Below are 14,779 nucleotides of genomic sequence, written 5' to 3' on the forward strand. Positions count from 1 at the left end.
TCCTTGGTGCTATCGGGAACTATCGGGAGGTGTGTGCACTATCGGTATAGGTGCTGATCGAACGAACTTGGGGTCGGCTAGATCATCCGGGTACACGTCATCCCCGTACCGGAGTGGGTGGCTCCGGTACGGGGATGACAGGGATTGCTAGACGTTGTAGTACTCGCGGCTGCCGGACTTCGCCAAGCCGCGGGCCACCATGTAGCCGATGGTGAGGAAAGTGATCAGTTCCATGCCCTGATGGGCGTTGAACATGTCGATGCCGTCCTCGCCGTCGCCGTCTCCGACGACCAGCGCGGTCACGACGGTTGCGATGACCATGGCGATGTAGGCGAAGAACTCGGTGGTCTTCGTCGAGGCTTTCGTCTCGGTGGAGCGGCGGGTCTCGACCCGGTTGCCGGCGTCGTTGTGGTCACTGTGGGCGTTGCTGTGCGTGGTGCTGTTAGCCAAGGGTTTCTCCTGAAAGATGTGGAGCCGAGATTCGGCAGGTGAAGGCCCGAACCGGGCGACTTCAGAGATGTGAGCAGAAGGTCGCGGTGTACTCCACGACTTCTCTACGCTGTAGACTCTACGGTGTAGAGGTAAGAATAGCAAGCAGGCTTACAAGCGCCCAACCGAGAGTGGTGTTCAGGATCGCCAAAAACCGGAACAATCGACCCAGTGATGCCCCGTCCGACGAGGTGGCGGGCCAAGCAGCGGATACGACACGACGAGGAAACACGCGGGGCTCCCTGAATCGGGAGGCGGTCCTGCAGGCCGCCCTGGACCTCGTGGATGAGGACGGGCTCGATGCCCTGTCCATGCGACGCCTGGGTGCGAGGCTCGGTAAGGATCCGATGGCTCTCTACAGGTACGCAGCCAACCGGGACGCCCTTCTGGACGGGCTGACCGAACTGTTGCTGGATCAATGGACGATTCCCGCACCCGATGCGACCACCGATGCCTGGCAGGACCAACTCCGTCTGGCTGCACATCGGTTCCGTGAGTTGACCCTGCAGCATCCCCACCTCGTGCCGCTGCTGGTCACGCGCCCCCTGTCGACCCCCCTTGGGCTGCGCCCCCTCGGCGCGCTGCGACCGCTCGAAGGCATTCTCACCATCCTTCGAACGGCTGGTTTCGATCCGCCTGGGGCCCTTCATGCCTACCGCGCCTACTACGGATACCTCTTAGGGCACCTCCTCAATGAACTTGAAGAGGTTGTGGTCAACCCAGACGAGGACGAAGTGGGACTGCGCATGGGACTACACCGACTTCCCAAAAGGGACTTCCCCCACCTGCGCGACTTGGCGGCACTGCTGCTCAACTACGACGGTAAAACCGAACTCGACCAAGGCATTACCATCCTGCTCGAAGGACTCGACGCCCAGCTACGCCCTCCCCCGCCTACTAACTAGAAGAGTTCGAGCAACTCCGAACGCTACGTTGCATCACTGCCGCCATCCTTCTGCAACGTCCGTGAGCACGGCACCCGTGGCACCACTGGCAGCACTCAAGGACGACCCCCATGACGAAGATTGGACGATCAACCGATGAATAGCCTGACCCCGGAGGCGCCTTTCCCTGATGACCTCGAAACCTTACCCACTGAGGATGTCGAGATACTCAACAGCAAGGTGCACCGCGAGCTGGAGTTCGAGTACGAGCACAACCTTGAAGCAGCACCCGAGACCGAGTTCCGGTTGGAGAACCTGCACGATGAACTCGACGTTCGCGAACTCCTTGATGACGCCCTGTCAACGGTGAGACATCCTCTTAGCGGCTTTCAGAATCCGTTGGGTGCCACCCCTGAGCAAGCATCTGATGACGAACCCGGCGCCGAGCCGGAGCGCCTTCGAAGCTGAACGCCAAAGGTGCCAGGCGTTACACGCGCGGGCTGACCGACCTCACGGTGATGATGCGTCTGCCCTTGGGTCATACCTACGTCGCTCTGTCCACGCCCCGTCCTGTCCGGGCGTGATTAGGACTCTTCCTCACGGAGCAGATCCTGGCGCCTAAGGTAGACGGCGGACGTGATCCGGCTCCTTCCATGCCGGGAACGAAAACAGCCAGAAAAGGAAACGCCGTGCTCGACAGACATGTGCAGCAGTGGAGTGCCCTGCAGACCCTACGAGCGGCGAAGCTCACCACCGACCATGTCATCCACGAGTACTTTGATGCCGGTGGCGAAGCCGACGAGATCGACATCTGGGGCTACCTTGCTGCCGTGATCATGCTGCCCACAGCGGAGCGTGACCTGGTTGCGCAGGCAATCAATGAACTGCTTGACCTCAACGGTTCACTGGCAGACGGCGCCCATTACAGCACCGACGAGGTCGCAGCGGCCTCCGGGTACGCCGACTACCTACGCGCCCTCATCCTTTCCCCTGACGCCTACGACTTCGTCGCCGCCCCTGTCGGAGACATGAGCACCAGCACGGACCGCGCACCTGGAGCCTTTGGCAACACCACGTCACGCCCCGGATCATCGATGGCTCTTCTCGGTCTGCCCGATGGGCAGGACGGTGCTGACGGTACCTATGGTGCTGATGACGTCGACGCCTTCGGGAATGACGATATCGAGATCCAGCGGTGCCACGCCCTGTACGAGTCCGGGCTGCTCGACGCCGGAAGTGAGGATCGCTTCGATCAAATCACCGCGCGGGCACGGGAGCACTTCGGAGTGAGCTCCGCGTCGATCGCGTTCATCACGGAAGACTTCCAGATCATCAAGTCCGTCGTCGGGCCTATCGGTCAGGACCTTCCACGGCACCTGGCCTTGTGCGCGACGACGATCGAAACAGACAGAACTTTGGTCATCCCCGACGCCAGCACGAGCCCAGATTGGCGGAACCATCCCCTGGTCACCGCGGGTCCGAAAGTGCGCTTCTATGCCGGTCACCCCCTGTCCACGGTCGATGGGTGGCGGATCGGCACTCTCTGCCTCATCGATGACAAGCCACGCGTATTCACCGAGGACGACCACACCACCCTCCGGGCCCTCGCACACCAGGCCCAAATCCAGATATGGGTCGGCCGTTGAACAACATGGGTGTCTCGTACTGTAGCGCTAAGGCTCTGGTGGCCTTCCGCGGAGCCCAGCCGCAGGTGTAAGTCCACTCGTTTCCCTTCCATGTCGAAGTGGTTACTGTGCGAAGGACGCCGGGTTTTGAAGCAGGCCGTGGTTCTGACAAGCACAGGAATGCTCATGAAAGATCTACTTCACCCCGCCCAGAATCCCGCGGACTTCACGCCCACTGACGACCTCCTGGCCGCAGGCGCTCCGCGAGCACAGAAACGGCCCGCTCCTGGCTCGATGACGCCGTATCGCTGGAAGACCTCACATCCCCGTCGAACCGGCAACTGCGCATCATGTCGAACCATCTGTTCAAGGTCCTCGACGCGGACTTCCCCCTACCGGCGCAACGAACCAGTACGAGGCCGTCACTGAGGAACTCAAGCTACCGGGACAGACGGCACGGGAACGGGCGCCTCAACAAAAGGCCAGAGAGTCCTTCCGCGACAATGTCCTGTCCTGCAGGTTCGAGCTCTTCGTCGACGGCGACCTCGCCGTGTACATGAAGTACACGATGACCGGCGGGCAGGTGAACCTGATCGACGGCGTCGAGCAACCCACTCACCGCGACCTCGGCTCCGACACCACACCAATGCGTCATGTGATGCTCAACGCCCACAAACGACGCCTCAGCATCATTCCCCACTCCACCATGGCCTTCGCGTTCCTGGCCAACAACTCTCAGTACCAGTTCCTGGCCTCACAGCACCGACCATATGCCAACGTTCCAACGGAAGGAGGGGCGAACCACGTGCTCCACCCGTCCCCCATCACTGTCGCGCTAAGGGACTCCGTAATCTTCTCCGCGGCGGGTATGCAGCGGCTTTGTTGGCCTAGTGGTGGCCGACTTCCGTAGTACCGAACACGAGGATCCCCCGCTGCACGTCGCAGCAGCTGAGGGTGGAAGAAGCAGGATCATGATTGGTGCGGTGCTCGGCGTTTGCGTGAGCGTGTAGCACGAAGTTGTACGTCAGACGCACGAAAAATGCCTCACCTCAAATCTTGACCTTCCCCTGCTACCCCATGATCAACTGATCAGTAGGCTTAGTAGTTGGTCAAGAAGCCGGCTGATGCTACGCCTGTCGGGCAGGGGTCGGTGTTTCTCGATGAGTCAGCCCGACCCCTGCCCCCTATCGTTACTCTTCACTCGTTCCAGGCTGTGGCGCGTTTGATGTAAGAGGTTGCCGCGCAGCTGGGTACAACGTCTACCAGCTGGGCTTCCTTGTGTCCGATGCTGAGTATCCGAGCGTTTGATGGTTTCTGTTAGTGTGCTGTTCTAGGTTCGGGTTAAGACGCTAGCCCGTTCCCCTTTTCGTCGAATGGCTTACGTATGCCCTCCACCGCTGGGACTTCCCCCTCATCCGGATCCGAGCCCGCTGTACCTGTGTCCGGGGCCGTGTCCAGCGTCGAGCACTTCATTGACTGCCCGACTGGCACCGTCGAGCACTACTTCGCCGACGACACCTACAACTGGTCCGATGAGCTGTACCGGATCCACGGCTACGAACGCGGCGACGTCGTCCCCACCCTCGAACTCGGCATGTCCCACATCGATCCGGCCGACCGGGACGCCGTCCGGGCGTTCTGGACCAAAGTCACCACCACCGGGGGCCCATCTTCTGTCTACGCGTCCCTACGCGATCTGCACGGGCATACACACAAACTTCTGATCTCCGCGGATCTCATCCACACCGAGGACGAGCAGCCCGTTGGGGTATGGGCCCTGGTCGTGGATCTCACCCACTCCATCCACGTCGACACACACAAGATCGCCAACGAAGCCGTTGCCGCGTCCGCACTCAGTAGGGCCGTGATCGAACAGGCCAAAGGCATCCTCATCGGCCGCGCCGGCCTCAACGCCACCGAAGCGTTCAAACGCATCAACTCCTACAGCCAGCACACCAACCGCAAAGTCGTCGTCATCTCTCAGGAGATCATCGACCGGGCGCTGCACCTGACCCGCCAGCACTCCCACCAATCCTCACCCGATGCGATGATAGAGCTCTTCAAAGCGCTCTAACCCATAAGAACCCCGGTAGAACCCCACTGCCGGTGCTTGGCCCCGCGGGGAATCACCATCGCGGCGGTGATAGTCGCTACTGGTGATCCTGGTGATTTTTGCAGGACTCTGGATATGACAAAGGCTCCTCATAGGAGCGGGCCTTTGTCATTGCCCAACACTGCTGATGAAAGCAGCGCCGCCAGAGGAATTAGCATCTAAGCGCGCTGGTCTGTGCTGGCCGTGGCGCTGACTGGTGCTGGTCGGAATCAGTGTCCGGGGCCATTGACGTCATTCACGCGACTCGCGCCGGCGGGACGGACGTGATCGACGTGCTCCTTCTTGTTCCGCTTCAGGAGACCGGCCAGGCCGAAAAGGCCGAGAAGGCCCCACAGACCGGCGTCACCGTTGTCGTCGGCCTCTTGGGTCTGCTCGGTGGCAGGCGCTGTTTCATCCGCGGCCGCGGCAGGAGCTGCCACGCCCATCAGGGCGGCGAAGGACAGGGCTGCAGTAGCTGCGCTTTTGCGAATCATTGCTTCTCCTTGAGACTCGGGCAGGATCCCCTGATGGAGGCCCAATTAGTAAGCCTACTTCCTATCCCGGGCCTTAAGGAGGAATTTCTCACGAGCGCCCACTCCAAGACTGTTCTTACGCGGCCTGGTGCTGACCATAACGACGTCATACAGACGACCGTCCATGAGACATCTGGGACAGCTGCTTTCAGAACGGTGGGTCGTGTCTCACGGGTCGTGTCCGAGAACTACATACCGCACCCCCTGTCTGCGGCACGCGGTCGTTTCACACCTACATAGCCAAGATCTTCACAGTGTCTTGCAAATCTAAGCTTCCTGAGACACTTAAACGGCTCGAGCACCACGCAACTACTCCCTTGTAATTACAGGCCTGCCTCTGTGTCGGAATCTGTCTCGCCGCCACTCGTCTCAAAAGTCCTCGTACTCGGGGTACCTACGACCCCCTTGTGGCCACTTTCTATCCTCGCCTTCGAGGACATGAGCGGAATCGCGAGATTCGCCGTAGGCCCATGCGTCGCACGTCCCTGAAGGGCGACCGACCTACGGCCAGAGTGCGATGGTGAGAACTGCGGCGGCGAGGAAGAAGAGTGTCATCGCGATCGGCAGGGAGCGCCTGATCGTGCCGGTTGAGAACCGATTGAGGACCTTCTGCAGGCGGGCCCTTACCTTCTTGCCGTGCGCCATGCCGAGGACCAGGAGTATCAGGCACGGCAGGCAGTACACGAGGGAGTAGGCGGCGAGGACCAGAAGCCCAATTGGAATGCTGATGTCCGCGTCGACCATGCGCTCGATCGCGATGAAGTACGGGAAGGCATTGGGAAGGTCAGCGCCGGTGACGATGATGCCGAGGGGAAATGCCGTCCACACACCGAACCAGGACGGAAGTGCTATGCCCTTCCTTTCCCGGTCCTTGAACCTGCGCGTGCCGGCGATCACGAGGGCGATCGCGGCAACGAGGAACACACCACGGCGCAACCAGACCAGTCCTTCCCCGACGGCATCAGCAGCGGCGCTGGCCCCCAGAAAGATCGCCATACCGAGGATGAAGACAGTGCTCATCGCACCCAGAACGAAGGTCAGAGCAGAACTGACAGGACGATGCCGGACCGTGAGAAGGATGAGGGTGATGACCACGATCGTCGCCGGATTCAAAGCATCCGCCAATGCAAGACCGGTGATGCCAGCCAGCAAGGGCCCACTGATCACGTTGTGAACCTGCGATTGAGCCAGCTGAGGATCCCGTCGACGTCCTGAACAGTGTCGTCGGCGACACTGTTCAGCAGCAACCCGTCCCCCAAAAGACGGACAACCGTCGCGGTCACACGATCACCTGTCTCGGCGGCGAAAAGCCCCTCCCACTTCTGCGTGAACTGCACCGCCTGCTCCAGTAGCGCACTCGTGCTGGATGAAGAGTCCGTGAGGATGATCGACATCGCCCGGTACAAAGCCGCATCCTCCCGGGACGTCGACAGTCGCAACCACGTCTCCACCACTACTCCCTGACTGGCCGCCGTCACCAAAGCGACGTCCATGTCCTGCATCGCCTCCAAAGCCAGGCCTTCGACCAGGGCTGCACGGGACGCGAAATGGTGCATCATCCCGCCCTTGGACACGCCCGCCGCCCGCGCAATGACATCCATTGACGGCACCACACCAGATTCGATCGTCAACATCCGCGCTGCACTCAGAATCTTCGCCCTATTACTCATGTGTCGAGTATACCGTACAAACAGACCGACTGGTCGGTCGCACGATCACGCTTCGCGTCAGTGGGAAGTTCACTCGCGGCTTTTCAGCACCTAGGATCCTCAGCGCTCAGATCGCGTCGTTCATGGCCAGGCTGAGGTAGCGGTACACCGTCGCCCGGCTGGCACCGATGATCTTCCCGATGTCCGCTGGGGCCAGACCTTGTGCTTTGAGGTCCCTGGCTCGCTTGACCTTTGCGTGGTCGGTGGTCACTTCTCGCCGACCGGCCTTCCGGCCGTGTTGTGCGGCCATGGCCATGCCGGCCCTGGTCCTTTCAGCGAGTTGGTCGCGCCCGAGCTGCGCGAAGGCGGACATCACGGTGAGCATGGCCCTACCCATGGGTCCGGTGGTGCTGATGCCTTCGGTGACGCTGCGGAAGTGCACTCCCCTGTGCTCGAGGTCATCGATGAGGGCCAGCAGGTTGCGGGTGTTTCGCCCTAGCCGGTCCAGCTCCCACACCACAACCTCGTCATCCTTGCGGAGGTGATCGAGGAGCTTGTCGAGCTCTGGCCGACTAGCCGTCGTTCCGCTCACACCGTGATCGGTGAAGATCTGATCGCAACCAGCTGCCGCCGCGCTGCATGCTGCAGATCAGCGTTCTGCTCCAGGGTACTGACCCTGGCATACCCGACTCTGCCCATCCTCATGCTCATCAAAGGCTTGTTTTTGCTTTGATGAGCATGAGGAGCATGAGGAGCATGAGACACATTGCTGAGACACTACGCCTGCTCACAATTCCACGCCGGTGCTGAGAACTCTCTGACCACTCGGGAGCTCAACAACTTGTCTGGTCAAAGGATCCTTTGATTGGACTACTCGTCGGCAGTCGGGAGCTCTCCTTGGTATACGTATATGGCACTTGGATTCTGTTGGTCGAAGCAACACCCAATTGAGGGAGTTTCTTCGATGTATCAACGGTTCGATTCGCCTACGGGGCTAAGTTTCTTGCGTTCATCCGGGAGGGTGAAGTTTTAGAAGAGCGGGTTCGAGTGGGAGGAAGCAATAAAAAGATTTGCGAACGGTTCACGTTCTTCCTTTAATGGGCCGGTCCTTCTCGTCCGTTGCGCTAAAACTAAACCCCCAGCATCACCTGCTTCATAGGCGTCAACAAAAAGTGTTTCCATTCGCTCACCGTCGTCGGAGGTAAAATAACCGTCGAAAGCCAGCGCCGCCCGGTACGGAGCGGGTTCCGTCTGAAGAGTTTGCCGAGCGATGTCTACGCAGTCCTCGAGCCGGTCAGCAACAAATCTCCTCATACTTCGACCCTCCTTAGTCTCCCGCATCACAAAGGGGATGAGATCCCCGCCGTCGGTCACGGAAAGGATGGCATGGTTCAATGCATCCTCGGCAAGAACGAGAAGGTCATTCGAATATCCCGTCATAAGTAGAGAGTAACAACGCCTATCCTGCGCTCGGAAATGCAGGTGCCATCACTCAGTGTCGTATCGGGACGTGCAGGCCCGGATTTCCGGGGTGAGGTTCACATCCTTACGGACATTGACGTCGACGGTCAGGGTCTGTGCGGTGCGGGATCGGCTAACGGACGCGCTGGAGAGTTGCTAGCGTGACGCTAGAGGGGCGTGTGATACTCAGCGGATGGGTGTGTGGGGATACGGAATTTTGATAGCGATGATGCAGTGGATGTCCAGGAGACGTTCAGGGACCTGATCGGTAAAGGATTCGACCCAAAGCTCGCATCACAGCAAACCATTGACGAGTATTGCTTCGGGCCGATCGAGAACATCGACAACAACCAGGTCGTTCTCGCTCTGGCCAGTGTCGAACACGATCTCGGCATCCCAGACGACTTGAACCGCGCTGGGTTTGATGGAGACTCGCGTTATGTGATTTCGACCAGCTGATAGCGGTCGGTTTGCCCAGCATAGAACCCCTGCTCGAACTCCGCAGGCGGAACATCGCCGAGGTAGCCGTGAAGGCGCTGCGTGTTGTGCCAGTGGACCCATCCGAGCGTCGCTAGCTAGAGATCCTCGACCGTCTTCCACGGACCAGGGCGGACTGGACCACGGACGAGCTCGGTCTTGTAGTAACCGTTCACCGTCTCGGCCAGAGCATTGTCATATGAATCGCCAACAGTCCCGATCGACGGGGTCGCGCCAATCTCAGCAAGGTGTTCGCCGCACCGAATCGACGTGAATTGGCTACCCGCATCGCTGTGGCAGCGCAGGTCCTCGTGATGACGGCCCCGTGACCAGCGGGCCATTTCGATCGCGTCGAGGACCATGCCCGTGCGCACATGAGAGGCGCACCGCCACCCGACGATCATCCGCGAGTACGCGTCGATGATGAAGCAGACATACGCGAACGCGTCAACAACTCCAACACCGAACGCCGGAACGCCGCCCTGGACCTCGGCGGTCGCCGCCCCGTCTTCTTTGACAGCCAGATTGCCAACGCCTGCCGACTCGTCGACCAGGGCCGGCCCGCATCCCATGTCGCCCGTGATCTTGGCATGTCACGGCCCACCCTCGACCGGCGGATTGCAAATCTCGACGCCCGGCAATGGATTACCACTCACCCGGATGCTGCAGGGCCCTAGGACCTTGGCGACTCCGCCCTGCCACCTCAGTGGGTCTTCGTCAGAAATTCGGCAGGGCATTCGGCCGGCCTAGGACCTGTCCCGTCGAAACAATGCTCTGATGCGACCGAAGCCTTGGGCGGTTTCGGTGTTCTCGGCCACCGCGGCCTTCACCTGATCGGAGCCCTCCGCCTGGGTGTCAGGCTCAATTCTGACAGTGTCAGCCGATGCGGCGCCCGCCGCTATGGAGTCAGCGGAGGAATCTTTCAACGCAGTCCTTGATGCCCGATATGCGGTCATCGACGCCGGCACCTCATCCAGGGCCCAGTCGACATGCTCAAACAATCGGTTCCAGTGGTGGCAGAAGTAGGTGCTGCGCCGCCACCGAGCACTGGTCTCTTGCCAGTGATATTCCGGGATAACGATCATTCGCGGGTACGGCATGGGATGGATGCGGACATCGAGGAGCTGCAGGTGTTCCTTCTTGGGCTTCCGCCCGAACACGATAGAACCCAACACCTGCTTTCCCCAACGGGTCTTGATCGGCCGCATCAAATCCGCATACGGCAACGCGCTATCGTCCCCGTTCCAATCAAGGATCAGGACCACCGGCGTCCTTCCGCCCGCATCGTCGTGAAACTCTGAAACCCGCAGGAGGATCCGCGCCCCAGTCTCTGGGTCGGTCACGACCAGATGCTGGCCCAGCAACAAATCAGTGGTGGACAATCGTTTCGGGCGGATCACCTTCGGTGCCGGCGCAGGCTCGCGCAACTTCTCCCCAAATCGCTGCAGGACCTTTACACGCGCTTTCCGGTCAGACGGCCCCTCGAACCGCTCAAGATCTTCCTCGGGGGACTCGATCTTCCGCAGCGCCAAATCGATCATCCGGGGCACAACATAACCGCTCTGATGCTTCCTCCGCAGAAGCACCCCCACCGATCAGAGTCCTAAACTCTTCCCGAACATCAGCGGCGTCATCGCTGGCGAAAATACCAGTCCCCCATGTACCCATGCGCCTGAGTATCACACGCACCACGAGCAACACCTCGCCCCCACAACGGTGTCGCCACCCCAAGTCATTGGTAAATAGCGGCCAAGCCCAGCAATGGACCACGATCAGGGGCGATGATCGTCGCCCCTGATGACCCCAATCCTTGGTGTCGTCCTGGCCACCGTGACGGGCGACCGCCACAACCTGCTGCTGAGTTGGGGGGGTGGTCGTCGCCGACGCGGTGACCGCCGTCGCGATCGGCTACCTGGCCGGCCTCCTCGTAGCTGCCCCGGTGCTGGCCGAGACGAACGCGCAGGTCGCCACCAGGGTCTCGCCGAGACTGACCGATCTGCTGGCAGCACTCGCCACCGGCGTAGTGGGGGCGATTGCGCTGGTCAGCGAAGACATCTCGAACGCGGTGCCCGGCGTGGCGATCGCCATCTCGCTCGTCCCGCCGTTGTGCGTCGCCGGGTTGACGCTGGAATCGCACGCCCGGGGCGTGGCGGTAGGCGCCCTAGTTCTCTTCGCCGCCAACGTGACCGCGATCCTCGCAACCGGCGTCGTCATCCTGACCCTCTACCGGGTCGGCCGTACAGTCCAGGACACGTCCCACAACCCCTCCATCTCGACTGCCCATCCGGGATGGGGTCGACGGAACCGCGCGATCATCACCATTCTGGTCACGCTCGTCGTCATCGGCATCCCTCTGGCGCTCTCCTCGATCCAGGTCACTGCTCAGGAACTGCTGGAGAGCTCGATCCGGCAAGCCGCCGAACCCTGGGCGGCCACCAACGGTTGGGCCATCACCCAATTGCGAGTCGACGGCGCTACTGCGACGTTGACTCTTTCCGGCGCACCCCTGTCCCCGACACAGCGGACCTTGTCGCCGCGCTGGAAGATCAGGGTGTCGATCCGTCACAGGTCGCCCTCGAATTCATTCCGGGGTACGAGGTCCATCTGCGGCCGTCGGACTGACCCCAGGTCGGCATCACCGCTGTCCCCATCGATGATCAGGACGCGTGCGAAGAACATCGACGGCACCGCGAGGATCGAGCCGACCGCTTTGGAAGAACCGGTTCAAGGAACCACCTAGAAGAAGGTCAGGGTTGCGTTCTGCCTGACCGTTTCTCCGATGAACTACGGATGGATCAGAGCCTGGTGGGTGATGTTGAGGCCATATTGGGCACTGGAGTAGCACTGGAAAACGGGATCATCACCCGCTTTGGGTGACGTGAGCAGGAGCGTTGTGAAGCTATCGTCAGGGACACTGCGACGCCGCCAAAATCCTGACACAGAAAGAGCCAATTCATGAATGTCTCGGACATTGCCGTGCACTTTTCAACCCGAGGGAGTTCGACGGGCCTAATCGGCGGGCATTGTTTCGATGGCGGTCTGATCTGCACCGTGTGATCAAAGGTTCTTTCTCGTCAATCGTTTTGGAAAGGTAACAATGCCGAACGGAAAGCCCAACGTCCTGGTCATCTGGGGAGATGACATCGGAATCACGAACCTGAGTTGCTATAGCGATGGCCTGATGGGCTACCGCACCCCGAATCTCGACCGCATCGCCGACGAGGGGATGCGGTTCACCGATTCGTATGGTGAACAAAGTTGCACCGCGGGGCGCGCGTCGTTCATCACCGGTCAGAGCGTGTTCCGCACCGGTCTGAGCAAGGTGGGCATGCCAGGGGTCGACGTCGGGTTGCGTGCCGAGGACCCGACAATTGCCGAGGTGTTGAAACCACACGGTTACCTGACGGGCCAGTTCGGCAAGAACCATCTCGGCGACCGGAACGAGTTCTTGCCCACGGTGCACGGCTTCGACGAATTCTACGGCAACCTCTATCATCTCAATGCCGAAGAGGAACCGGAATCGGCGAACTGGCCCTCGAGCGAGGAATTCCCAGCCTTCAATGAGCGAGTCCGGCCCCGCGGTGTGATTCACTCCTGGGCGAGCGAGGACGAGGATGACACCGTCGATGAACGGTACGGTCGGCTGGGGAAGCAGCGGGTTGAGGACACCGGCCCGCTGACGAAGAAGCGGATGGAAACCATCGATGACGAGTTCGCTGCCGCGGCGAAGGATTTCATCGGGCGCGCCAGCGGGTCCGGCGACCCGTTCTTCGTCTGGATGAACACCACGCACATGCACTTCCGCACGCATCCGAAACCTGAGAGCGTCGGGCAAGCCGGCCGCTGGCAATCGCCGTATCACGACACGATGATCGACCACGACAACATTGTGGGCGGGCTCCTGGATCACCTTGAAGAGCTCGACATCGCCGATGACACCATCGTGATCTACTCGACCGACAACGGCCCGCACATGAATACCTGGCCCGACGGAGGAATGACGCCGTTCCGCAGCGAGAAGAACACCAACTGGGAAGGCGCGTTCCGCGTTCCTGAGATGATCCGTTGGCCCGGCCATATTCCTGCCGGCGTCGTGTCGAACGAGATCATCCAGCATCACGATTGGCTGCCGACGCTCCTCGCCGCCGCAGGCGATACCACCACCGTAGACCGACTCAAGCAGGGCACCACCATCGGCGACCGCACCTACAAGGTGCACATCGACGGGTTCAACCTCCTCCCCTATCTCACCGGCGAGGTCGCGCAGAGCCCCCGGAAGGGCATGGTGTATTTTTCCGACGACGGAGATGTTCTCGGGATCCGGTACGACAACTGGAAAGCTGTGTTCATGGAGCAGCGCACCCTGGGCACTCTCGCCGTGTGGCTGGACCCGTTCGTTCCACTGCGGGCACCGAAGCTCTACAACCTGCGCACCGACCCGTTCGAACGCGCCGACGTGACCTCGAATACCTACTGGGATTGGGTCTTTGACAACTCCTACATGGTTCTCGCGGCACAAGCGCTCGTGGTGCAGTTCCTGCATACGTTCGAGGAGTTCCCGCCCCGCCAGCGTCCGGCGAGCTTCGGTATCGATCAGGCGGTGGAGAAGCTGCAGTCGTTCCTGACCAGCGGACATTGACTGCGCACCCGGCCAGGGCGGCCGTTACTACCGAGTTCGCGCACATCGGTGGCGGCGACTTTCTCATGGGCTCGAACGAGCACTACCCGGAAGAAGCGCCAGCGCACAGGGTTCACGTCGACGCCTTCTCGATCAGCCGCACCACGGTCACCAATCGGGAGTACTCGCACTTCGTCAGGGCGACCGGCTACCGCACAGTCGCCGAGCGCCCCATCGATCCCGTTGAGTTCCCAGACGCGCCACCGGAAAACCTGCAACCGGGCTCGATGGTGTTCGTAGGCACCAGTGGCCCTGTCAACCTCAAACACCTCAGCCAGTGGTGGGAGTGGAAACCGGGAGCGAACTGGCGGCGACCCTTCGGGCGCAGGTCCACGATCGGGGATCGCGCGGATCATCCGGTCGTGCACGTGGCCTACGAAGACGCCGAGGCCTACGCCACGTGGGCCGGCGCCCGGCTGCCCAGCGAACCGGAATGGGAGCTCGCCGCGCGTGGGGGGCTGGACGGCCAGCCGTACACCTGGGGCCGCGAACCTGAGCTGCCCGGGGAACGGCTGGCGAATTACTGGCACGGCGATTTCCCCTGGCGATCCGCGCGGGGGTATGGGTCCACAGCACCCGTGGGCTCCTTCCCCGCGAACGGGTACGGACTCTTCGACATGGCAGGAAACGTATGGGAATGGACCACCGACTGGTATCAGGGACATCAGGATGACCACGGATGCTGCGCCCCCGCCGACCCGACCGGTGGAACACGCCAGGCCAGCATCGACCCGGCAGATCAATTCGGTGTGCCCCGCAAGGTCGTCAAAGGCGGCTCGTTTCTCTGCGCGGATAGCTACTGCAGGCGCTACCGACCGGCCGCCCGCCGACCCCAGATGATCGACACCGGGATGAGCCACATCGGCTTCCGGGTAGCCCTGCCCTAGCACC

15 protein-coding genes and 1 pseudogene are annotated in these 14,779 nt (G+C 61.1%); 8 read left to right on the top strand and 8 right to left on the bottom strand.

Features of this window, described 5'->3' with window-relative positions; translation table 11 throughout:
* Positions 1 to 147 precede the first annotated feature (147 nt).
* Positions 148 to 450: a hypothetical protein gene (locus AC4D2O_RS00555; RefSeq protein WP_490904520.1), complete on the bottom strand. Its 303-nt coding sequence runs from the start codon at positions 448 to 450 to the stop codon at positions 148 to 150.
* A gap of 230 nt (positions 451 to 680) precedes the next feature.
* Between AC4D2O_RS00555 and AC4D2O_RS00560 the strand changes: the two genes are divergently transcribed.
* The 4 genes from AC4D2O_RS00560 (at position 681) to AC4D2O_RS00575 (ending at position 5,072) form a co-directional block, all read left to right on the top strand.
* Positions 681 to 1,394, top strand: coding sequence for a TetR/AcrR family transcriptional regulator C-terminal domain-containing protein (locus AC4D2O_RS00560; protein WP_490905159.1), 714 nt, complete (start codon positions 681 to 683; stop codon positions 1,392 to 1,394).
* A gap of 135 nt (positions 1,395 to 1,529) precedes the next feature.
* Positions 1,530 to 1,841, top strand: a complete 312-nt coding sequence (locus AC4D2O_RS00565; protein ID WP_490904522.1) for a hypothetical protein — start codon at positions 1,530 to 1,532, stop codon at positions 1,839 to 1,841.
* Positions 1,842 to 2,062: 221 nt separating this feature from the next.
* The gene (locus AC4D2O_RS00570; RefSeq protein ID WP_490904524.1) at positions 2,063 to 3,019 is read left to right on the top strand and encodes a GAF domain-containing protein; all 957 of its coding nucleotides are present in this window, start codon (positions 2,063 to 2,065) and stop codon (positions 3,017 to 3,019) included.
* Positions 3,020 to 4,436: 1,417 nt separating this feature from the next.
* Positions 4,437 to 5,072, top strand: coding sequence for a PAS and ANTAR domain-containing protein (locus AC4D2O_RS00575; protein ID WP_490904526.1), 636 nt, complete (start codon positions 4,437 to 4,439; stop codon positions 5,070 to 5,072).
* Between the two features lie 248 nt (positions 5,073 to 5,320).
* On the opposite strand, the gene AC4D2O_RS00580 is transcribed toward AC4D2O_RS00575, so the two are convergent.
* The 5 genes from AC4D2O_RS00580 to AC4D2O_RS00600 all read right to left on the bottom strand — a co-directional run bounded on the left by AC4D2O_RS00580 (position 5,321) and on the right by AC4D2O_RS00600 (position 8,712).
* Positions 5,321 to 5,584: a WGxxGxxG family protein gene (locus AC4D2O_RS00580; protein WP_490904528.1), complete on the bottom strand. Its 264-nt coding sequence runs from the start codon at positions 5,582 to 5,584 to the stop codon at positions 5,321 to 5,323.
* A 540-nt stretch (positions 5,585 to 6,124) separates the two neighbouring features.
* A complete protein-coding gene (locus tag AC4D2O_RS00585) occupies positions 6,125 to 6,790 on the bottom strand; it encodes a GAP family protein (protein WP_490904529.1) in 666 nt (221 codons plus the stop codon).
* Complete coding sequence (locus tag AC4D2O_RS00590; RefSeq protein WP_490904531.1) at positions 6,787 to 7,293, bottom strand: TetR/AcrR family transcriptional regulator; 507 nt, start codon at positions 7,291 to 7,293, stop codon at positions 6,787 to 6,789. The genes AC4D2O_RS00585 and AC4D2O_RS00590 overlap by 4 nt, the downstream gene beginning before the upstream one ends.
* Positions 7,294 to 7,399: 106 nt before the next feature.
* Entirely contained in the window at positions 7,400 to 7,864 is a 465-nt protein-coding gene (locus tag AC4D2O_RS00595) for a recombinase family protein (protein ID WP_490904533.1), read from the bottom strand.
* A 437-nt stretch (positions 7,865 to 8,301) separates the two neighbouring features.
* Positions 8,302 to 8,712, bottom strand: a complete 411-nt coding sequence (locus AC4D2O_RS00600) for a hypothetical protein (protein WP_490904534.1) — start codon at positions 8,710 to 8,712, stop codon at positions 8,302 to 8,304.
* 255 nt (positions 8,713 to 8,967) lie between these two features.
* Here AC4D2O_RS00600 and AC4D2O_RS00605 point away from each other — a divergent pair, with 255 nt between their 5' ends.
* Positions 8,968 to 9,192 (top strand): hypothetical protein, encoded by a 225-nt coding sequence (locus AC4D2O_RS00605; RefSeq protein ID WP_490904536.1) that lies wholly within the window; start codon positions 8,968 to 8,970, stop codon positions 9,190 to 9,192.
* On the opposite strand, the pseudogene AC4D2O_RS00610 reads toward AC4D2O_RS00605, so the two are convergent.
* A pseudogene (locus tag AC4D2O_RS00610) lies at positions 9,171 to 9,650 on the bottom strand (transposase); the annotation flags it as partial. The gene AC4D2O_RS00605 and the pseudogene AC4D2O_RS00610 overlap by 22 nt on opposite strands.
* 306 nt (positions 9,651 to 9,956) lie before the next feature.
* A complete protein-coding gene (locus AC4D2O_RS00615; protein ID WP_490904538.1) occupies positions 9,957 to 10,751 on the bottom strand; it encodes a hypothetical protein in 795 nt (264 codons plus the stop codon).
* Positions 10,752 to 11,080: 329 nt separating this feature from the next.
* Between AC4D2O_RS00615 and AC4D2O_RS00620 the strand changes: the two genes are divergently transcribed.
* The 3 genes from AC4D2O_RS00620 to AC4D2O_RS00630 all read left to right on the top strand — a co-directional run bounded on the left by AC4D2O_RS00620 (position 11,081) and on the right by AC4D2O_RS00630 (position 14,775).
* Positions 11,081 to 11,950, top strand: a complete 870-nt coding sequence (locus AC4D2O_RS00620; RefSeq protein ID WP_490904540.1) for a DUF389 domain-containing protein — start codon at positions 11,081 to 11,083, stop codon at positions 11,948 to 11,950.
* Between the two features lie 357 nt (positions 11,951 to 12,307).
* Positions 12,308 to 13,849, top strand: a complete 1,542-nt coding sequence (locus tag AC4D2O_RS00625; RefSeq protein ID WP_490904542.1) for an arylsulfatase — start codon at positions 12,308 to 12,310, stop codon at positions 13,847 to 13,849.
* Positions 13,846 to 14,775, top strand: a complete 930-nt coding sequence (locus AC4D2O_RS00630; protein WP_490904543.1) for a formylglycine-generating enzyme family protein — start codon at positions 13,846 to 13,848, stop codon at positions 14,773 to 14,775. The genes AC4D2O_RS00625 and AC4D2O_RS00630 overlap by 4 nt, the downstream gene beginning before the upstream one ends.
* Positions 14,776 to 14,779: the final 4 nt, after the last annotated feature.

This window comes from Arthrobacter sp. TJ-238 (assembly GCF_058269215.1).

Excerpts from the sequence above, each read along its gene's own strand:
- AC4D2O_RS00565 (WP_490904522.1), top strand. The coding sequence starts at position 1,530 with ATGAATAGCCTGACCCCGGAGGCGCCTTTCCCTGATGACCTCGAAACC.
- AC4D2O_RS00580 (WP_490904528.1), bottom strand. The coding sequence starts at position 5,584 with ATGATTCGCAAAAGCGCAGCTACTGCAGCCCTGTCCTTCGCCGCCCTG.
- AC4D2O_RS00590 (WP_490904531.1), bottom strand. The coding sequence starts at position 7,293 with ATGAGTAATAGGGCGAAGATTCTGAGTGCAGCGCGGATGTTGACGATC.
- AC4D2O_RS00600 (WP_490904534.1), bottom strand. The coding sequence starts at position 8,712 with ATGACGGGATATTCGAATGACCTTCTCGTTCTTGCCGAGGATGCATTG.
- AC4D2O_RS00615 (WP_490904538.1), bottom strand. The coding sequence starts at position 10,751 with ATGATCGATTTGGCGCTGCGGAAGATCGAGTCCCCCGAGGAAGATCTT.
- AC4D2O_RS00625 (WP_490904542.1), top strand. The coding sequence starts at position 12,308 with ATGCCGAACGGAAAGCCCAACGTCCTGGTCATCTGGGGAGATGACATC.